The organism is Pseudomonas sichuanensis, assembly GCF_003231305.1.
Classification (GTDB): Bacteria; Pseudomonadota; Gammaproteobacteria; order Pseudomonadales; family Pseudomonadaceae; genus Aquipseudomonas; species Aquipseudomonas sichuanensis.
Map to the genome: position 1 here is coordinate 16,938 of NZ_QKVM01000050.1, position 19,679 is coordinate 36,616.

The following is a 19,679-nucleotide window of genomic DNA, read 5'->3' on the forward strand; positions in this document are numbered from 1 at the left end:
TCCTTACTGTTTTTCGGGTACCGGCGCCTCGGCCGGCACGGATTCATCGGTAGGCGCGCCAGCGTCGCTTTCGGGCGGGGCTGCCTCGGCAGGGGCCTGCTGGTCGGGCGCCGGCTGCTCGCCTGCTCCCGGCTGCGCCGCAGGTGCGGGGCTGGAGCGATAGTCTGCCCGCCGCTTGAGCTGGAACTCACGCACAGCGCTGTTGTGGTCGTCCAGGTCATCGGAGAACACATGGCTGCCATCGCCACGGGCGACGAAATACAGGCTGCTGCCATCGCTGGGGTTGAGCGCGGCATGGATCGCCTCGCGGCCGACCATCGCGATCGGCGTGGGCGGCAGGCCGCTGATGGTGTAGGTGTTGTAGGGCGTCGGCTCACGCAGGTCGGCCCGGGTGATCTTGCCGTTGTAGCGCTCGCCCATGCCGTAGATCACGGTCGGGTCGGTCTGCAGCATCATGCCCAGGCGCAGCCGGCGCACGAACACACCGGCGATCTGGTTGCGTTCCTGCGGGATGCCGGTTTCCTTCTCCACCAGCGAGGCCATGATCAGCGCCTGGTAAGGATCGCGATACGGCAAGCCGCTGCCGCGCTCGGCCCACTCCTTGGCCAGCACTTCGTCCAGGCGCATGTAGGCCTGCTGCAACAGTTCGACATCGCTCATGCCGCGCACGAAGCGGTAGGTATCGGGGAAGAAACGCCCCTCGGGGAAGACGCCGGTGTGACCGAGCTTGTCCATCACCTGCGCGTCGGTCAGGTCATCGAGGGTGTGCTTGATCTTTTCGTGCCTGGCCACTGCGGCACGCACCTGACGGAAGGTCCAGCCCTCGACCAGGGTGAGGTTGTACTGCACCACATCGCCGCGCTTCCAGGCATCGAACAACTGCCCCACGGTCATGCCGGGGGTCAGGCGGTATTCACCGGTATGCAGCGGGGTGCCGGCCATGTTGAAGCGCCAGTAAAGGCGCAGCCAGAGCGCATCATCAAGCAGCCCCTCACTTTCCATGCGGTAGAACATGCGATTGGGCGTGGTGCCGCCAGGCACATCGAGCAGGCGCTCCTGCGCCACTTGCAGGGGCTGCTCCAGGACCGAGTTGACCTTCCAGGCAGCCCAGCCCAATGCCAGGCCGGCGAGGATCAAACCCATTTCCAGCAGCAGCAGGAATTTGCGTCTCACGAATCAGGTATCCAGTAACGTACGGGCAACGGCCTGCAGTTTAAGGGTGAGCGGGCCTGCCGGCCAGTTCAGTGCAGCGAATTCACGTACGGGCCAGATGCCGTAGACACTGTTGCAGACAAACACCTCGTCGGCCTGCTGCAGATCTTCCAGCGTCAGGTCACGCACTTCGACGGCAAGACCCGACAACGGCGCCTGTTCGAGCAATGCGCCACGCATCACGCCAGCCACGCCACAACGGCTCAGGTCGGCGGTCAGCAGCACCTTGTCACGCACCAGGAACAGGTTGCTGTACACCCCTTCGATCACTCGCCCTTGGCTATCGCGCATCAAGCCTTCGGCATAGGTACTGTCCTGCCATTCGGCACGGGCCAGCACCTGCTCCAGGCGGTTGAGGTGTTTGAGTCCGGCCAGCAGCGGTTGTTCCGCCAGCCGTGTCTGACAGGGGAACAGGCGCACACCCAGCTCGGCGTGTTGTGCAGGATAGACGGGCAAGGGGCTGCCCTGAAGAATACGCCGCGCCTGGGCACCGGGCGCCGGGGCATAACCGCGCTGGCTGTCGCCACGGGTAAGGATCAGCTTGGCGACGCCCTCCCCCAGCAACTGAGCGAATTGCAACAGTTCATTGCGAACCAGCATCAGGTCAACGTCGATCGCCAGGCGCTGGCAACCCAGTGCCAGGCGGTCGAGATGCCGGGTCAGCAGGCTGGGCTTGCCGCCATGCACGGCAATGGTCTCGAACAGACCATCACCGTAGGCCAGGCCGCGATTCTGCAAATTGACTGCAGTCGCTTCCTGGCCATCGATCCAGCAGTGCATCAGTCGGCGAACCGGCGGAACACCAGCGAACCGTTGGTCCCGCCGAAGCCGAACGAGTTGGACAGCACCACGTCGATCGGCATGCTGCGCGCCTGGTGCGGCACGAAGTCCAGGTCGCAACCTTCGTCCGGCTCGTCCAGGTTGATGGTCGGCGGCGCCATCTGGCTGTTGATCGCCAGCACGCTGAAGATCGCTTCCACCGCGCCAGCGGCACCCAGCAGGTGGCCGGTCATCGACTTGGTCGAGCTGACGGCCAGCTTGTAGGCATGCTCGCCGAACACGCGCTTGATCGCCGCCACCTCGGCGATATCGCCCGCAGGGGTCGAAGTGCCGTGGGCATTGATGTAGCTGACTGCTTGCGGCTCGATGCCTGCATCGCGCAGGGCGTTGGCCATGCAGCGCGCAGCACCTTCACCCGAGTCAGGTGGCGAGGTCATGTGGTAGGCGTCGCCGCTCATGCCAAAACCGACCAGCTCGGCATAAATGGTCGCACCACGCGCCTTGGCGTGCTCCAGTTCTTCGAGCACCAGGGCACCGGCACCGTCGGACAGCACGAAACCATCACGGCCCTTGTCCCACGGACGGCTGGCGCGGGTCGGTTCATCGTTGCGGGTCGACAGCGCGCGCGAGGCCCCGAAGCCACCCATGCCCAGGCCGCAGGCGGCCATTTCGGCACCGCCGGCAATCATCACGTCCGCTTCACCGTAGGCGATATTGCGCGCGGCCATACCGATGCAATGGGTACCCGTGGTGCAGGCGGTGGCGATCGCGTAGTTCGGCCCCTGCAGGCCCAGGTGGATCGACAGGAAGCCCGAGATCATGTTGATGATCGAGCCCGGCACGAAGAACGGCGAAATGCGGCGCGGGCCCTGTTCGTGCAGGGTCCGGCTGGTTTCTTCGATGTTGGTCAGGCCGCCGATCCCCGAGCCCATGGCCACGCCAATGCGCTCACGGTTGGCGTCGGTGACCTCCAGGCCGGCATTGCGTACCGCCTGGAAACCGGCTGCCAGGCCGTATTGAATGAACAGGTCGAGCTTGCGAGCTTCCTTGGCCGACAGGTACTGCTCGACCTCGAAGCCCTTCACCGAGCCGCCAAAACGGGTGGAGTAGGCAGACAGATCCGTGTGTTCGATCGGACCAATGCCACTGCGGCCAGCCAGAATGCCCTGCCAGGTGCTCGGTACATCGGTACCCAGTGGCGACAGCATACCCATACCGGTGACCACGACGCGTCTACGCGACACAGTACTCTCCTTTTCCAATAACAGAGTTTCTTGCCATTGCACTCAAGGCAATGGAATGAAATGGCAACAAGCTCTAAAGGCTCGCAACTCGACGCTGGCGTCTCGCAAAGAAAAAACCGCACGCCAGCAAAGGCAGTGCGGTTTTCCCCGACAAGAAGCGTCGACTGAAGCGTCTTAGGCCTGGTGGCTGTTGACGTAGTCGATGGCAGCTTGAACGGTAGTGATCTTCTCGGCTTCTTCGTCAGGGATTTCGGTCTCGAATTCCTCTTCCAGAGCCATCACCAGCTCAACGGTGTCAAGCGAGTCGGCACCCAGGTCTTCAACGAAGGAAGATTCGTTTTTGACTTCTTCTTCCTTGACGCCCAGTTGCTCGGCGACGATTTTCTTGACGCGTTCTTCGATGGTGCTCATACCTAGTTTTCACTCCTAATGGACATATGTCAGGCAGCTGGCCGGTGACCAAGTTTATAGAAAGACGCCTGCTTTTCAAGCGGAACACGCCTTCAGCTAAGTCACCCAACCCTCTGCCCGGAATCTGATTGCAGCTTTATAACGGATTTTAAGCTCGGAGTATGACTCTTTTTTGAAGCAATCCGTCACATCGCGTTGCGGTTTTTACATGTACATCCCGCCGTTCACCGGCACGGTGGCGCCAGTGACATAGGCTGCGCCGTCGGAGGCCAGGAACGAAACCACCTTGGCGATTTCGTCGGCCTGGCCCAGGCGGCCCAGCGGAATTTCTTTCTGCAGGGCTTCGCGCTGCGCTTCCGGCAGCTCGCGGGTCATGTCGGTGTCGATGAAGCCCGGGGTGACCGAGTTGACGGTGATGCCACGCGAACCCACTTCACGGGCCAACGCACGGCTGAAGCCTTCCAGGCCGGCTTTGGCCGCCGCATAGTTGGCCTGCCCTGCGTTACCCATGGCACCGACCACCGAGCCGATGCTGATGATACGGCCCCAACGGGCCTTGGTCATGCCGCGCAGCACGCCCTTGGACAGACGGTAGAGGCTGTTGAGGTTGGTGTCGATCACGTCGAACCACTCGTCATCCTTCATGCGCAGCATGAGGTTGTCGCGGGTGATGCCAGCGTTGTTGACCAGGATGGCCGGGGCACCGAACTGCTCGCCGATGGCGTTCAGCACCGCATTCACGGATTCTGCGCTGGTCACGTTCAGTTCCATGCCGGTACCGGCGACGCCGTGCTCCTTGAGCGTGGCGGCGATGCGCTCGGCGCCGGAGGCCGAAGTGGCGGTGCCGATGACGATGGCGCCTTGGCGACCAAGCTCAAGGGCGATGGCCTGGCCAATGCCACGGCTGGCGCCGGTAACCAGTGCAACTTTACCTTGCAGGCTCATGCAAGCGTCTCCAGATTCAGGCCAGCGCCGCACGGGTGGCGGCGACGGCGTCAGGGGTATTGAGGTTGTAGGTGGTCACACCGTCGGCGCAACGCTTGTTCAGGCCGGCCAGCACCTTGCCCGGGCCGCACTCGACCAGGTTCACCGCACCGCGCTCGGCCAGGGCCTGCACGCATTCAACCCAGCGCACAGGCTGGTACAGCTGTGCCAGCAGGTCCTGCTTGAGCGCTTCGAGGTCGGCGGCGATGGCAGCGGTGACGTTCTGCACCACCGGAATCTGCGGGGCCTTCCACTCGATGGCGTTGACGAATTCGGCGAAGCGTTCGGCGGCAGGCTTCATCAACGCGCAGTGCGACGGCACGCTGACCGCCAGCGGCAGGGCACGCTTGGCGCCGGCCTCTTTGCACAGCGCCATGGCGCGATCGACCGCAGCCTTGTTACCGGCAATCACCACCTGGCCCGGCGAGTTGAAGTTCACCGCACTGACCACTTCATCTTCAGCGGCCTTGGCGCAGAGATCGACCACGACAGCATCGTCCAGGCCCAGGATGGCAGCCATGGCGCCATGGCCGGCCGGTACGGCTTCCTGCATCAGCTGGCCACGGCGCTCGACCAGGCGAACGGCGTCCTTGAGCGACAGGCTGCCGGCAGCGACCAGGGCACTGTACTCACCCAGGCTGTGGCCCGAAACGAAGGCCGGCTGCGCGCCACCCTCTTCCAGCCACAGGCGCCACAGGGCGATGGAGGCGGTCAGGATGGCCGGCTGAGTCTTGTCGGTTTGGTTGAGTTGTTCTTCCGGACCTTCTTGGACCAGCTTCCACAGGTCGTAGCCCAGAGCCTCGGAAGCTTCCTTGAAGGTTTCGACGATTACCGGCTTTTCAGCGCCGAGCTCGGCGAGCATGCCCAGCGACTGGGAACCTTGACCGGGAAAGACGAATGCGAGGGATGCAGACATTGAACAAGCCCTTATGATCTTGTCGTCGGATAGGGTGCGCCGGGCCACAGGCCAGGCGCGAAATCTGAAAGCTTGGATGGAACGGCGGACCAAGCGGTCACATTTAAGCACTTCATGGGCGATATGCCCAAAGTCTTTGTTTTTCCAGCACCCGCCTCATCGCAGGGCAAGCCCGCCCCACGACACTCAGGGCAACAGGTCTTCGAGACGCCCGTGCAGGCGCTGCGGCAGGTTCTCCTGGATCTCGATCAGCGCACGCTGGATCGCGCTCTGGAAACCCCGCACACCCGCCGAACCATGACTCTTGATGACGATACCCTGGAGCCCGAGGAAACTTGCGCCATTGTGTCGCGCCGGCGCCAGGTCGGCCTGCAGGCGCTTGAGCAATGGCATGGCCATGGCCCCGGCAGCCCGCGCCAGCACACCGCCACGGAACAACGCCTCGATGCGCGCAGCAATCATGGTCGCCAGGCCTTCGCTGGACTTGAGCAGGATGTTGCCGACAAAACCGTCGCACACCACCACGTCCGCCTCGCCGCGGTACAAGCCGTCACCCTCGACAAAACCGATGTAGTTCAGGCCACGTGCGTTCTGCAACAAGCTGGCGGCCAGCTTGACCTGCTGATTGCCCTTGATGTCTTCGGTGCCGATATTGAGCAGCGCCACGCGCGGGCGATGAACCCCAAGCGCCTGGGCAGCCACCGAACCCATCACCGCAAACTGGTAGAGGTTTTCGGCACTGCAGTCGACATTGGCGCCCAGGTCGAGCAACTGACAGTAGCCTGCCTGGGTCGGGATCGCCGCCACCATCGCCGGGCGATCGATACCGGGCAAGGTCTTGAGCACGAAACGCGACAACGCCATGAGCGCGCCGGTATTGCCGGCACTGACGCAGGCCTGGGCCTTGCCGTCTCGCACCAGTTCGAGGGCGATGCGCATCGACGAGTCGGGCTTGCCGCGCAACGCCTGCGACGGCCGCTCGTCCATGCCCACCACTTCACTGGCCGCAACAATTTGCAGGCGCGCGCGATCCGCAGCCGATTGGCCGCTGACAAGCTCTTCAAGAAGGGAGGGTTGACCGACGAGGGTCAGGTGCAGCGAGGGAGTAGCCGAAAGGCAGGCTAGGCTAGCCTGGACAATGCTGCGGGGACCGAAGTCCCCGCCCATTGCGTCGATCGCGATGATCTGAGCGGACAAGGATTACTCGTCAGCGCCCTTGTCGATCACTTTGCGACCACGGTATACGCCTTCTGGCGAAACGTGGTGACGCAGGTGTACTTCACCGGTGCTCTTCTCTACCGACAGGGCGTTTTCCGACAGGGCGTCGTGCGAACGGCGCATGTCACGGGCAGAGCGGGATTTTTTGTTCTGCTGAACAGCCATAATTGATTAACTCCTAAACGTTTGGGTCACGCTTTAACTGCGCCAATACACTGAACGGGTTGGACCGCGTTACCTCGTCCTTGCTCGGTTCGGGCTCATCTGCGCCCGCCGGCTGCTGGCATTCTTCCGGATGATGAGCAGGCACGATCGGCAGGGCAAGCAGCAGCTCTTCCTCGACCAGGGCCTGCAGATCCAAAGGATCTTCGCCCAGTTCCAGCACGTCATAGCCTTTCGGCAACGACTGGGTATTCGCACCCTCCTTCACCACGGCGTAAGTAGATTCGCTGTGGATTGGAAGGGTGACCAGCTCAAGACAACGCTGGCAAACCATTTTGACTTCGACGTCCAGCTCGCTGTGGATAACCACAACTTTCTGTTCGTCTCGTTCAAAATCGAACTTCGCCTGCACCATACCGACAGTGTCGGAAAGCGGGTCGCAGAGTCTTTCCAAATCAGCGAGTTGCAGCGAACCACTCAGGGTTACGCCTCGATCGGCTAATTTGCGCGGGTCAACGTGAGGTGGAATCGGGTCATTCAACATAGGCGCAGCATTCTAGGGATGCACCCCCTCCCTGTCAAAGGAAATTAGGCACATCTCGCATGTTAGAATTCGGGGCAATTGACCAGGAGTCTATCATGCTTCCTTTGTTACTGGCTTCCAGCTCCCCCTACCGGCGCGAACTGCTCACCCGCCTGCGCCTGCCCTTCAGCTGGGCAAGCCCCGATCTAGACGAGCAGCGACTGGCCGATGAGCCCGCCGTCGAACTGGTTCGCCGCCTGGCCCGGCAAAAAGCCGAAGCGCTCGCGAACAGCCACCCGAGGCATCTGATCATCGGCTCTGACCAGGTTGCGGTGCTCGGTGAGCAGATTCTCGGCAAGCCTCATACCTTCGAACGCGCCTGCGAGCAACTACTGGAAGCGAGCGGCCAGCAGGTCACCTTCCTCACCGGCCTGGCACTGCTCAACAGCACCACCGGCCAGTGCCAGGTCGATTGCGTGCCATTCACGGTCACCATGCGCGAATTGGATCGGGCGCACGTGGAGCGTTACGTGCAGGCCGAGCAGCCGCTGGATTGCGCAGGCAGCTTCAAAGCGGAGGGGCTGGGTGTAAGCCTGTTCCAGAGCACCCACGGCTGCGACGCCACGAGCCTGATCGGGCTGCCGCTGATTCGGTTGGTGGATATGCTGCACAAGGAAGGCGTGCAGGTACCCTGAAACGCATCGCGGGGCAAGCCCGCTCCCACGAGCCAATTCGTGGGAGCGGGCTTGCCCCGCGATGAATGCCGCGCCGACTTCAGATCAGCGCAACGAAGGCCCCTGGAAGCCCATGTACAGGGCCAACCGCTCGGCCACACTGGCACCGATACGCTTGGAGAAACGATCGAACGGCGACTCCTGCACGGTGAAATCCACCAACTCTTTCTCGCCGATGATCTCGCGAGCCACATAGCTGGCACTGCCCAACCCATCCACCAGCCCCAGCTCCTTGGCCTGCTCGCCGGACCAGATCAAACCACTGAACAACTCAGGATGATCCTTGTCCTTGAGGCGCTCACCCCTACCCTGCTTGACCATGGCGATGAACTGGCGATGCGTGGTATCCAGCACCCCCTGCCAGAACGCGGTCTCTTCCGGTTTCTGCGGCGAGAACGGATCGAGGAAGGCCTTATGCTCACCCGCGGTGTAGGTGCGGCGCTCAACGCCCAGCTTGTCCATGGCGCCGACGAAGCCATAACCGGCGGCAGTCACGCCAATGGAGCCGACCAGGCTGGCCTTGTCGGCATAGATCTCATCGGCGGCACTGGCGATGTAGTAAGCGCCGGAGGCACCCAGATCGGTAATCACCGCATACAGCTTGATGGCTGGATATTCAGCGCGCAGGCGGCGAATTTCGTCATAGATGTAGCCCGACTGAACCGGGCTGCCGCCAGGACTGTTGATACGCAGCACCACACCCTTGGTTTTCGAGTCCTTGAATGCCTCACGCAGGCTCTTGACGATATTGTCGGCGCTGGCAGGCTCCTGATCGGCGATCATCCCGCGCACCTCGACCAGCGCCGTGTGGTTGGCACTGCGCGACGCAGCCTTGTCCACGTCCAGCAGCGGCGTGAACAGAACCAGCATGCCGAACAGGTAGACGAAGGTCAGCAACTTGAAAAAGATGCCCCAACGCCGCGCCCGGCGCTGCTCCTGGACGCCTGCCAGCAGCGTCTTCTCCAGCAGCTTCCAGCTCTTGCGCTCTTCGTTGTCTTCGGACTCGGGTGCCTTCCACTCGTCAGCCATGCTCACCTACCCTGGAAATTGAGTTGCGCGCCATTGGCCAGCCATTCGCGCAATTGAGAGAAATGTTCGATGCACACTTGCGGCCCGAACTCGGCCAAGGCCTGCAGCGGCATCGCGCCATAACCGACCGCCACCGAGTGCATGCCTGCATTGCTGGCCATCTGCAGATCGAATGCCGAATCGCCGACCATCAGCGCCCGCCCCGGCTCGACCCGGCAATGGGCGAGGATTTCTTCGAGCATCAACGGGTGCGGCTTGCCACGGGTCTCGTCGGCGCCGCGAGTGATATCGAAGTAACCCTCCCAGCCGTTGGCCTTGAGCACCCGATCCAGCCCGCGACGCGCCTTGCCGGTGGCCACCGCCAGGCGATAGCCCTCGGCACGGAAGGCCTCGAGGGATTCGACCACCCCCTCGAACAGCGGCGAAGGCTGCTGATCCAGCGCCATGTAGACATCGGCGTAATGCTGACGGAAAGCCTGCACCTGCAAGGCATCCAGGTGCGGATACAGCGTGGCGATCGCCTCGTCCAATGCCAGGCCGATGATGCCCTTGATGGCCTCATCGCTGCTTGGCGCCTCACCGGCGCGCCCGGCCGCCACATTCATGGCCTCGACGATACGCCCGATGGAATCGGCCAAGGTGCCGTCCCAGTCGAAGATCAGCAGCTCGTAACGCTTGTTCATAGGTCAGGTCGCGCTCAGGCGCTCCACGGTCTTGGCCCACACTTCATCCACAGGTGCCTCGAGCTTGAGCTCACCGCCATCAGGCAGCGGCACAGTGAGTTGATAGGCATGCAGGAACAGGCGCTTGCCGCCCAGCTCACGAATCTCGCGGCTGAAATCTTCATCGCCGTATTTGCTGTCACCGGCGATCATGTGCCCGGCATGCAGGGTGTGCACACGAATCTGGTGGGTGCGACCGGTAATCGGCCGAGCCTCGACGATGGTGGCGAATTCGCCGAAACGGCGCAGCACGCGGAACATCGTCAACGCCTCCTTGCCTTCGTCATTCACCTCGACCATGCGCTCGCCCGAACGCAGGTTGCTCTTGAGCAACGGCGCGTTGACCTGCTTCTTCGCGGTCGGCCAATGGCCGCGCACCAGCGCCATGTAGCGCTTGTCCACGCCATCGCCGCGCAGGGCGGCATGCAGGTGGCGCAGCATGCTGCGCTTCTTGGCGATCATCAGCAGGCCCGAGGTATCGCGATCCAGGCGATGCACCAGTTCCAGCTCCTTGGCGTCAGGGCGCAACTGGCGCAGCGCCTCGATCACCCCGAAACTCAAACCGCTGCCGCCATGCACGGCAATACCGGATGGCTTGTTCATCACGATCAGCGCCTTGTCTTCGTAGACGATGGCGGCCTCCAGGCGCTGCAGCAGCCCTTGGGCCACAGGTGCTGGCTCGTCGCGCTCAGGCAGGCGCACAGGCGGCACGCGGACGATATCGCCAGCCTGCAGCTTGTATTCAGGTTTGATCCGCCCTTTGTTGACCCGTACCTCACCCTTGCGCAGGATGCGGTAGACCAAGGTTTTGGGCACGCCCTTGAGGGCCGTGATGAGGAAATTGTCGATGCGTTGGCCGGCAAGCTCCGGCGCGACTTCGATCAGCTGTACGCCGGAAGTCGGAGGGGTATTGGTCGTCATGGCGGGATCATAACAATTTTTTATGGAATTGAAGCACTTAATCATAACTGCTATAGTCGCGAACGCCGCCAAAAGCGGCAGGCCAGTGATACCAGGCGCTACGCCGGTTCCTGACCTTCGCAATTCTCCAGGACGCGAGGCCGTCCTACGGGGTTTTCGCCAGTTTAAACAAATGCCTGGAATCGCCACCAGCGCTGTGTAGAGAAGACCGAAGAAAAACGACAAGCGCGGTGTTCCACCTGCTTACCGAACCTTTTTCGCCGCACCTCTGCCCGCCAGTCGCTTCCACGCAACGCCCGGCGAATGCTTCGGAAATACCTGCCTTGGACATAAATGGCGCCAGCGCGGTACCCGCGCTGACGAAAAATGCAACCCGTTGCGGATTCAGCGCGCGGCAGCACCCGAATTATCAGGGATACGTGCAGGGTGGAGATGCACAGCCCTCGGACCGTGTAGCACCGCGTCCGGCCACCGCCCCACTGAACGGGCGATGAGCGGATAAGGTCCTGAACAGACGCTCTAGCGGCGTCCACGGCTGACGGTTGATTCCTCCTCCTGTCATGAGTGCACGAGGCCTGTCTGGCTGATTCGGCTATCGATGAACGTCGATTCGAACACCTAAGGGGCTCGTTGACACCACAGCGAACAGGACGCGTCGTCGCGACAACGGCAGGCTGGGCAACCGGCTGGTGCCGAACGTTGCTCGACACGGGGGTGGCCCGCCACCCTTTGCGCACCTTGGCACCGACCCAGATACGTCGTGTGTGCCGAACGCCGTTTCCGGCAGCCCGGAAACCGACGGTACAACATGAAAAGAATGCTGATTAACGCAACTCAACCCGAAGAGTTGCGTGTAGCCCTGGTAGACGGCCAACGCCTCTACGACCTGGACATCGAGTCCGGCGCGCGCGAGCAGAAAAAGGCCAACATCTACAAAGGCAAGATCACCCGCATCGAGCCAAGCCTCGAAGCCGCCTTCGTCGACTTCGGCTCCGAACGTCACGGCTTCCTGCCACTCAAGGAAATTTCCCGCGAATACTTCAAGAAGACCCCCGAAGGCCGGGTCAACATCAAGGAAGTACTGAGCGAAGGCCAGGAAGTCATCGTCCAGGTCGAGAAGGAAGAGCGCGGCAACAAAGGCGCCGCCCTGACCACCTTCATCAGCCTGGCTGGCCGTTACCTGGTGCTGATGCCCAACAACCCGCGTGCCGGCGGCATCTCCCGCCGCATCGAAGGCGAAGAGCGCAACGAACTGCGTGAAGCCCTCAACGGCCTGACCGTCCCTGGCGACATGGGCCTGATCGTGCGCACCGCAGGCCTTGGCCGCAGCAGCGAAGAAATGCAGTGGGACCTCGACTACCTGCTGCAGCTGTGGACCGCCATCAAGGAAGCCTCGCTGGACCGCTCCGCGCCGTTCCTGATCTACCAGGAAAGCAACGTCATCATCCGCGCGATCCGCGACTACCTGCGCCAGGACATCGGCGAAGTGCTGATCGACAGCATCGACGCCCAGGAAGAAGCCCTGACCTTCATCCGCCAGGTGATGCCGCAGTACGCCAGCAAGGTCAAGCTGTACGAAGACAGCGTCCCGTTGTTCAACCGCTTCCAGATCGAAAGCCAGATCGAAACCGCCTTCCAGCGCGTTGTCGACCTGCCGTCCGGCGGCTCGATCGTCATCGACCCGACCGAGGCCCTGGTGTCCATCGACATCAACTCGGCGCGCGCCACCAAAGGCAGCGACATCGAAGAAACCGCCCTGCAGACCAACCTGGAAGCGGCCGAAGAAATCGCCCGCCAGCTGCGCCTGCGTGACATCGGCGGCCTGATCGTCATCGACTTCATCGACATGACCCCGGCCAAGAACCAGCGCGCCGTCGAAGAGCGCGTGCGTGAATGCCTGGAAGCCGACCGCGCCCGCGTTCAGGTTGGCCGCATCTCGCGTTTCGGCCTGCTGGAAATGTCCCGTCAGCGCCTGCGCCCATCGCTGGGTGAAAGCAGCGGCATCGTCTGCCCACGCTGCTCCGGCACCGGCATCATCCGTGACGTCGAGTCGCTGTCGCTGGCCATCCTGCGCCTGATCGAAGAAGAAGCGCTGAAAGACCGTACCGCCGAGGTACGTGCCCAGGTACCGATCCCGGTCGCCGCTTTCCTGCTCAACGAGAAACGCAACTCGATCACCAAGATCGAACTGCGCACTCGCGCGCGCATCATCATCCTGCCGAACGATCACCTGGAAACACCGCACTTCGAAGTCCAGCGCCTGCGCGACGACAACCCGGAAGTGCTGAACAACCAGTCCAGCTACGAGATCGCAGCCTCCGAAACCGAAGAAGCGCCGCAGCCGACCGCCACCCGCACCCTGGTTCGCCAGGAAGCTGCGGTCAAGACCGCTCCGGCCCGCGCCAACGCTCCTGTGCCTAGCACGGAAGAAGCCCAGCCTGCCGCAGCACCGGCAGCCGCAGCCGCCCCTAGCGTGCCAGAGCCAAGCCTGTTCAAAGGCCTGGTGAAGTCGCTGGTCAGCCTGTTCGCCGGCAAGGAAGAACCTGTCGCCGCACCGGTCGCCACCACCGAGAAGCCGGCCGCCGAGCGCACTCCGCGCAACGAGGAGCGCCGCAACGGTCGCCAGCAGAGCCGCAACCGCAATGGCCGTCGCGACGAGGAGCGCAAGCCGCGCGAAGAACGCGCCGAGCGTGCCCCGCGCGAAGAGCGCCAACCACGCGAAGAGCGTGCCCCTCGCGAGGAGCGCGCCCCACGTGAAGAGCGTGCACCGCGTGAAGAACGCGCACCACGCCAGCCGCGTGATGACCGCCGTGGCAACCGTGAAGAACGTGTACGCGAACTGCGCGAGCCACTGGACGCCGCACCGGCTGCCCGCGAAGAGCGCCAGCCGCGTGAAGAGCGTGCACCGCGTGAAGAGCGCGTAGCCCGTGAAGAGCGTGCTCCTCGCGAAGAACGCGCACCACGTGAAGAGCGTGCTCCACGCGAAGAACGTGCAGCGCGCGAAGAACGTACTCCACGTGAAGAGCGTGCACCGCGTGAAGAACGCGCACCGCGCGAAGAGCGCCAACCTCGCCCACCGCGTGAAGAGCGCCAGCCGCGCCCTGACGAGCAGGTTGCTGAGCAGGCTGCCGAGCTCAACGAAGAGCAACTGCCGAACGAAGAGCTGCTGCAGGACGAGCAGGAAGGCGCCGATGGCGAGCGTCCGCGCCGTCGCTCCCGCGGCCAGCGCCGTCGCAGCAACCGTCGTGAACGTCAGCGCAACGCCGATGGCGAGCTGATCGAAGGCGGCGACGACGAAGCCGGCGAAGAACAGCAGCCACAACAGCACCAGGCCACCGCGCTGGGCGCCGAACTGGCCGCTGGCATCGCTGTCACCGCCGCCGTCGCCACCAGCAACATCAGCGCCGACGCCGAAGCCCAGGCCAACCAGCAGGCCGAACGCGCCAGCGCCGATGTCGCCGAAGCCCAGGTTGAAAGCAGCGAAGTGGTCCAGGTTGCCGAGCAAGCCGAGGCCATCGCGATCGCTCCCGTGGTCGAGCAGCCGGTCAGCGAGCCTGTAGTTGCCGCCGAGCCGAGCTTCGAACCCGCTGTTGAAGTGGCACCACAGCCAGTGATCGAAGAAGCGGCTGCCGAGCAGGTGGCTGTCGTGATCGAAGCTGAACCGGTCGTGGAGGCTCCAGCAGTGGAAGCCGCCGAGATCGAGCCAGCGCCGGTCGCCGAAGTGGCTGAAGTTCAGGCTCCGGCTGCCTTCGAAGCGGCCCCGGCCGTCGAGGCCCAGGCTGTTGAAGTACAGGCTGAAGTGGTCGAAGCGCCGGCTGCCGAACCGGCTCCAGTGGTTGCCGAGCAGGCGCCTGCCGAAGTCGAAGCCGTGGTCGAGCCGGCCCCTGTCATGCTGCCGAACGGCCGCGCGCCGAACGACCCGCGTGAAGTGCGCCGCCGCAAGCGCGAAGCCGAAGCAGCCGCTGCTGCCCTGGCTGCCGCCCAGGCCGCCCCAGCCCTGGAAACCACCGAAGACGAGCACAAGCCTCATCACGGTTGATCCCGGTCGCTGAATGAAAAAGCCCCGCCAGTGCGAACTGGCGGGGCTTTTTCTTTGCCGGGAAAACTTGGCACCGGCTTCGCCGGTGATCGCGGGGCAAGCCCGCTCCCACGCTACTGTGTACGTGGGAGCGGGCTTGCCCCGCGATTGCGTCAGTACAGGTTCGGCTCCATCTCCAACTCCACGCCGAACCGTTCGAGGATATCCGCCTGGATCTTCTGCGCCAGCGCATGCATCTGCGCCCCGCTCGCCTGGCCATAGTTCACCAGTACCAACGACTGCAAACGATGCACACCGGCATCGCCATCACGATGGCCCTTCCACCCCGCCTGCTCGATCAACCAACCCGCCGCCAGCTTTACCTGGCCACCGGCCTGCGGATAAGCCACCACGGTCGGGTAAGCGCTACGAATCTTGTCTGCCAGCTCCACCGTCACCACCGGATTCTTGAAGAAGCTCCCGGCATTGCCCAGCTCGGCCGGGTCCGGCAGTTTCTCCCGGCGAATACTGCAGATCGCATCACTGATGGCCTGCGCAGTCGGCTGCCCGACGCCCTGCTCGGTCAAACGCTGACGCACCGGGCCGTAATCCAGGTGCGCCCGCAACGTCCGGTCAAGGGCAAAACGTACGCGCAGGATCAACCAACGCCCGGGGTTGCGCTTGAACAGGCTGTCACGGTAGCCGAACGCGCACTCCTGCAGCGTGAAATCGCGCAGCTCGCCGGTCTCTCGATCGAGCGCGGTCAGGCCAGCGAAAACGTCCTTGATCTCGACCCCATAGGCGCCGACGTTCTGCATCGGCGCGGCCCCCACGGTGCCAGGGATCAGGCTGAGATTTTCCAGCCCGCTCAGGCCTTGTGCCAGGGTCCACTGCACGAAGGGATGCCAGGGCTCACCGGCCTCGGCCTCCACCACTACCCGCTCGCCGTCATCGCTGAGCAGGCGCCGGCCACGGCTGGCCATGTGCAGCACCAGGGCGTCGATGTCGCGGGTCAGCAGCAGGTTGCTGCCACCGCCGATCACCAGCACCGGCACCTGCCGCTCGACGGCCTCGGCCAGGGCCTGGCGGGCTTCGTCATCGTCATGGGCCTGGGTGAAGTAACGCGCACGCACATCGATGCCGAAGGTGTTGTAGGGCTTGAGCGATACCTGTTGCTGCCACGCCACCGTCATAACCGCCCCTTGATTTCCACCACCAGCTCACGGCAGGCCGCCTCGATCAGGTCCAGGACCTGCTCGAAACCTTCGGCACCGCCGTAATAGGGGTCGGGCACTTCATCCAGCGCCACGCCATAGCGGCGCAGGAACAGATCCAGCTCGCCCTTGGCATTGTGCGGGCGCAGTGCCTTGAGGTTGGCCAGGTTGCTGTTGTCCATGGCCAGGATCAGATCGTATTCACCGAAATGCGCCGCCTTGACCTGCTGGGCGCGCTGGCGCGACAGGTCGTAGCCACGCGCCAGCGCGGCCTTGCAGGTACGGCTGTCGGGGGCCTTGCCCACATGCCAGTCACCAGTGCCGGCAGACGCCACCTGCACCTGCTCAGCCAGGCCTGCGGCCTCCAGCTGGTGGCGCAACACGCCTTCGGCAGTGGGCGAGCGGCAGATATTGCCGAGGCAGACGAACAAGACGCGCATCAGGCCTCCAGCAAGCGCCGCACGCGCTCCAGGTCTTCAGGGGTATCGACGCCCACCGCCGGGGCTTCGATGGCATCGGCGACGTGGATACGCACGCCATGCCACAGTGCACGCAGCTGCTCCAACGCCTCGGTCTGCTCGAGCCAGCATGGCCCCCAGCCGACGAAATCCTGGAGAAAACCGACACGGTAGGCGTACATGCCGATATGGCGACGGTACGGCACACCCTCGGGCAGCACGTCACGCGCCTTGGCAAAGGCATCGCGGGCCCAGGGCAAGGGTGCACGGCTGAAGGTCAGCGCCAGGCCGTGCTTGTCGCTGGTGACCTTGACCGCGTTGGGGTTGAACACGGTTTCCGGCTCGTGGATCGGCTCGGCCAGCGTCGCGATGCCGGCTTCGGGGTGCGCGGCGAGGTTGGCCGCCACCTGGTCGATGATCACCGGCGGGATCAGCGGCTCGTCACCTTGCACGTTGACCACGATGGCATCGGCCGCCAGCCCAAGCAGGGCGGCAACTTCGGCCAGGCGATCGGTGCCCGACTCGTGGTCGGCGCGGGTCAGCAGCACCTCGGCGCCAAACCCCTGGCAGGCCTCGACGATGCTGGCATCGTCGGTGGCGATGACCACACGTTTGGCGCCGCTCTTGCGCGCCTGTTCCCACACATGCTGGACCATCGGCTTGCCGGCAATCGCCAGCAGCGGCTTGCCCGGCAGGCGCGTGGAGCGCAGCCGGGCGGGGATCACCACGGTGAAGTCCAGGCTCATTTGTCCAAGCGCTCTTCATCGGTCAGGGTGCGCGCTTCGCTTTCCAGCATCACCGGGATGCCGTCGCGGATCGGGTAGGCCAGGCCCGCGCCCTTGCTGATCAGCTCGGTCTTGTCGGCGCTGAGCTTGAGCGGGCCCTTGGTGATCGGGCAGGCCAGGATATCGAGCAGTTTGGTGTCCATGGGGTTTCCTTGAGGCCAGTGGCCGGAAAATGAAAAAGGCTCAGGGGCGGCCGGGCAGCAGGCGATCCAGCTGTGCGTCGAACCAGGCGGCGAAGGCCGCCGAAGGCAGCGCATCGACCGCCAGGTACCACCAGTCGTCGGCAGCGAAGGGCCGGCACTTCACCGCATCCTTCTCGGTCATCACCAGCGGCAGCGGCGGGCTGAACGACAGCAGCTCACGGCTGTACGGCGCATGGTCGGCGAACGGGTGCGGCAGCGGCTGCCAGTTTAGCCCCTGCAGGGTATTGAAGAAACGTTGCGGGTTGCCGATGCCGGCCACGGCATGCAGCGCCTGGCCCACAGGAAACAAGTCAAGGCCACGGCGCTCGCCGCTGCGCAGGTTGATCAGCGCGGTGGGCTGCAGGCTGAACGCGAAGCCTTGCTCACGGTCGGCCACGGCGCCATTGAACAACACCGCGTCGGCCTCGTGCAGGCGCTCGGCCGGCTCGCGCAGCGGCCCGGCGGGCAGGCAGCGGCGGTTGCCCAGGCCACGGGCGGCGTCGATCAGCACCAGTTCCAGGTCACGGGCCAGGCGATAGTGCTGCATGCCGTCATCGCAGAGGATCAGGTCGGGCGCATCGCTGGCCAGTAACGCCTGCACGGCGCGGGAACGGTCGGGGTCGATCATCAGCGGCACGCCGGTGCGCTGGACGATCAGCAACGGCTCGTCGCCGGCCTGTTCGGCGCTCTGCTCGGCGGCAACGCGCCAGGGGTATTCAGGCGGTTTGGCACCATAACCACGGCTGACCACGCCGACCTTGAGCCCACGCTGGCGGCAGTGCTCGATCAGCCAGAGGATCATCGGCGTCTTGCCGGTGCCGCCAACGGTGATGTTGCCCACCACGACCACTGGCACCGGAGCCCGGTAGCTGGCGCTCTCGCCACTGAGGAAGCGCGCGCGTTTGCGCATCACCACCCGGCGGTACAGCGCCTCCAGCGGACGCAGCAGGGCCAGGGCTGGATGACCGTTGTACCAGGCGGCGAGCAGGCGGTCGGCGAAGGCCATCAAGGCTTACCCTGCGCAGCCTCGACGGTGGTCATGCGCAACTTGCTGAAGCCGAGCTTGCCGGCCGCATCCATTGCGGTGATCACAGCCTGGTGCGGGGTCTTGCCGTCGGCGCTGATCGCCAGCGGCAGGGTGATGTCACCGCCGGACTCCTTCTCGATCGCCTCGGTCAGGGTGTCCAGGTCGCTCTTGGGCAGCAGGTGGTTGTTCACCGAATACACACCCTCGGCGCTGATGGAGATTTCCACCAGCTTGCCCTGGTCTGCCGGCGCCTGCTCGGCACTGGAGGCCTCGGGCAGTTCGACACGCAGTTGCGTCTCACGGGTGAAGGTGGTGGTGACCACGAAGAACAGCAGCAGCACGAACACCACGTCGATCAACGACGCCAGGTTGATGTCGACGTTCTCGCGCTGACGGTTGCGCCGGAACTTCACACCTTGCCTCCGGCCACTTCCACTTCACGGTCGCCCTGCAACACTTCCACCAGTTTGATCGCTTCCTGCTCCATGCCCACCACCAGCTCATCGATGCGGCGCAGCAGGAAACGGTGGAAGAACACCGCCGGGATACCGACCATCAGGCCGGCGGCGGTGGTCACCAGCGCCTTGGAAATACCACCGGCGAGCACTGCGGCGTTGGCGGTCATCTGCGAGCCCATGAAGGCGCTGAAGATGTCGATCATGCCCAGCACCGTACCCAGCAGGCCGAGCAGCGGGGCCATGGCGGCAATGGTGCCGAGGGTGCTGATGTAGCGCTCCAGCTCGTGGATGACCCGCGAGGCGGCTTCCTCGATGCACTCTTTCATGATCTCGCGGCCATGGCGCGAGTTGGCCAGGCCGGCAGCGAGGATCTCGCCCAGCGGCGAGTCGGCGCGCAGGGCCTTGAGCTTGTCACTGGTGAGTTGCTTGTCCTTGATCCACATCCACACCTGGCCCAGCAGGTGCGGTGGGGTGACACGGCTGGCGCGCAGGGTCCACAGGCGCTCGACGACGATTGCCATGGCAACGATGGAACTCAGGATGATCGGCAGCATCATCCAGCCACCGGACTTGACCAATTCCCACACAGTAAGCATCCCCTCGGAAAAAGGCCGCCACTCTACCATACGCACGCGGGCGGCTCATCTGCCGGAGGTCAGGGAAATCGCAGGGTTCGTCTTG

At 63.9% G+C, this 19,679-nt stretch carries 21 protein-coding genes; 2 read left to right on the forward strand and 19 right to left on the reverse strand.

The window, feature by feature from the left end:
• Nucleotides 1-3: 3 nt before the first annotated feature.
• From mltG to DM373_RS22525, 9 genes are all read right to left on the reverse strand, one after another.
• Nucleotides 4-1,173, reverse strand: a complete 1,170-nt coding sequence (gene mltG, locus DM373_RS22485; protein ID WP_110995677.1) for an endolytic transglycosylase MltG — start codon at nt 1,171-1,173, stop codon at nt 4-6.
• Between the two features lie 3 nt (nt 1,174-1,176).
• A complete protein-coding gene (gene pabC / locus DM373_RS22490) occupies nt 1,177-1,992 on the reverse strand; it encodes an aminodeoxychorismate lyase (RefSeq protein WP_110995678.1) in 816 nt (271 codons plus the stop codon).
• On the reverse strand, nt 1,992-3,236 hold the full coding sequence (gene fabF, locus DM373_RS22495; RefSeq protein WP_110995679.1) for a beta-ketoacyl-ACP synthase II: 1,245 nt from the start codon (nt 3,234-3,236) through the stop codon (nt 1,992-1,994). Before fabF ends, pabC begins: the two co-directional genes overlap by 1 nt.
• 174 nt (nt 3,237-3,410) lie before the next feature.
• Nucleotides 3,411-3,647, reverse strand: a complete 237-nt coding sequence (gene acpP, locus DM373_RS22500) for an acyl carrier protein (RefSeq protein ID WP_010223225.1) — start codon at nt 3,645-3,647, stop codon at nt 3,411-3,413.
• Between the two features lie 204 nt (nt 3,648-3,851).
• Nucleotides 3,852-4,592, reverse strand: a complete 741-nt coding sequence (gene fabG / locus DM373_RS22505) for a 3-oxoacyl-ACP reductase FabG (RefSeq protein ID WP_110995680.1) — start codon at nt 4,590-4,592, stop codon at nt 3,852-3,854.
• A gap of 16 nt (nt 4,593-4,608) precedes the next feature.
• The gene (gene fabD, locus DM373_RS22510; protein ID WP_110995681.1) at nt 4,609-5,547 is read right to left on the reverse strand and encodes an ACP S-malonyltransferase; all 939 of its coding nucleotides are present in this window, start codon (nt 5,545-5,547) and stop codon (nt 4,609-4,611) included.
• Between the two features lie 186 nt (nt 5,548-5,733).
• The gene (gene plsX / locus DM373_RS22515) at nt 5,734-6,744 is read right to left on the reverse strand and encodes a phosphate acyltransferase PlsX (RefSeq protein WP_110995682.1); all 1,011 of its coding nucleotides are present in this window, start codon (nt 6,742-6,744) and stop codon (nt 5,734-5,736) included.
• Between the two features lie 3 nt (nt 6,745-6,747).
• Nucleotides 6,748-6,930: a 50S ribosomal protein L32 gene (gene rpmF, locus DM373_RS22520; RefSeq protein WP_008096416.1), complete on the reverse strand. Its 183-nt coding sequence runs from the start codon at nt 6,928-6,930 to the stop codon at nt 6,748-6,750.
• A gap of 13 nt (nt 6,931-6,943) precedes the next feature.
• Complete coding sequence (locus DM373_RS22525; protein ID WP_110995683.1) at nt 6,944-7,471, reverse strand: YceD family protein; 528 nt, start codon at nt 7,469-7,471, stop codon at nt 6,944-6,946.
• A gap of 95 nt (nt 7,472-7,566) precedes the next feature.
• Here DM373_RS22525 and DM373_RS22530 point away from each other — a divergent pair, with 95 nt between their 5' ends.
• A complete protein-coding gene (locus tag DM373_RS22530; protein WP_110995684.1) occupies nt 7,567-8,145 on the forward strand; it encodes a Maf family protein in 579 nt (192 codons plus the stop codon).
• A gap of 84 nt (nt 8,146-8,229) precedes the next feature.
• Here DM373_RS22530 and sppA read toward each other — a convergent pair whose 3' ends face one another.
• Genes sppA through rluC form a run of 3 tightly spaced genes read right to left on the reverse strand, consistent with a single transcriptional unit; the run spans nt 8,230 to nt 10,856 of the window.
• The gene (sppA, locus tag DM373_RS22535) at nt 8,230-9,213 is read right to left on the reverse strand and encodes a signal peptide peptidase SppA (protein WP_110995685.1); all 984 of its coding nucleotides are present in this window, start codon (nt 9,211-9,213) and stop codon (nt 8,230-8,232) included.
• Nucleotides 9,214-9,215: 2 nt separating this feature from the next.
• On the reverse strand, nt 9,216-9,896 hold the full coding sequence (locus DM373_RS22540) for an HAD family hydrolase (protein WP_110995686.1): 681 nt from the start codon (nt 9,894-9,896) through the stop codon (nt 9,216-9,218).
• Between the two features lie 3 nt (nt 9,897-9,899).
• Nucleotides 9,900-10,856 carry a 23S rRNA pseudouridine(955/2504/2580) synthase RluC gene (gene rluC / locus DM373_RS22545; protein WP_110995687.1) on the reverse strand — a complete coding sequence of 319 codons (957 nt, stop codon included), beginning with the start codon at nt 10,854-10,856 and terminating at the stop codon, nt 9,900-9,902.
• 808 nt (nt 10,857-11,664) lie between these two features.
• Here rluC and rne point away from each other — a divergent pair.
• Nucleotides 11,665-14,895: a ribonuclease E gene (gene rne / locus DM373_RS22555; RefSeq protein ID WP_110995688.1), complete on the forward strand. Its 3,231-nt coding sequence runs from the start codon at nt 11,665-11,667 to the stop codon at nt 14,893-14,895.
• A 152-nt stretch (nt 14,896-15,047) separates the two neighbouring features.
• Here the strand turns inward: rne and murB are convergent, their stop codons facing one another.
• Genes murB through DM373_RS22590 form a run of 7 tightly spaced genes read right to left on the reverse strand, consistent with a single transcriptional unit; the run spans nt 15,048 to nt 19,585 of the window.
• On the reverse strand, nt 15,048-16,067 hold the full coding sequence (gene murB, locus DM373_RS22560; protein WP_110995689.1) for a UDP-N-acetylmuramate dehydrogenase: 1,020 nt from the start codon (nt 16,065-16,067) through the stop codon (nt 15,048-15,050).
• Complete coding sequence (locus DM373_RS22565; protein ID WP_110995690.1) at nt 16,064-16,528, reverse strand: low molecular weight protein-tyrosine-phosphatase; 465 nt, start codon at nt 16,526-16,528, stop codon at nt 16,064-16,066. Before DM373_RS22565 ends, murB begins: the two co-directional genes overlap by 4 nt.
• Complete coding sequence (gene kdsB, locus DM373_RS22570) at nt 16,528-17,292, reverse strand: 3-deoxy-manno-octulosonate cytidylyltransferase (RefSeq protein ID WP_110995691.1); 765 nt, start codon at nt 17,290-17,292, stop codon at nt 16,528-16,530. Before kdsB ends, DM373_RS22565 begins: the two co-directional genes overlap by 1 nt.
• On the reverse strand, nt 17,289-17,474 hold the full coding sequence (locus DM373_RS22575) for a Trm112 family protein (RefSeq protein ID WP_011532874.1): 186 nt from the start codon (nt 17,472-17,474) through the stop codon (nt 17,289-17,291). Before DM373_RS22575 ends, kdsB begins: the two co-directional genes overlap by 4 nt.
• 40 nt (nt 17,475-17,514) lie before the next feature.
• On the reverse strand, nt 17,515-18,519 hold the full coding sequence (gene lpxK / locus DM373_RS22580) for a tetraacyldisaccharide 4'-kinase (RefSeq protein WP_110995692.1): 1,005 nt from the start codon (nt 18,517-18,519) through the stop codon (nt 17,515-17,517).
• Entirely contained in the window at nt 18,519-18,953 is a 435-nt protein-coding gene (locus DM373_RS22585; RefSeq protein ID WP_110995693.1) for an ExbD/TolR family protein, read from the reverse strand. Before DM373_RS22585 ends, lpxK begins: the two co-directional genes overlap by 1 nt.
• Nucleotides 18,950-19,585: a MotA/TolQ/ExbB proton channel family protein gene (locus tag DM373_RS22590; RefSeq protein WP_110995694.1), complete on the reverse strand. Its 636-nt coding sequence runs from the start codon at nt 19,583-19,585 to the stop codon at nt 18,950-18,952. Before DM373_RS22590 ends, DM373_RS22585 begins: the two co-directional genes overlap by 4 nt.
• Between the last annotated feature and the right edge of the window lie 94 nt (nt 19,586-19,679).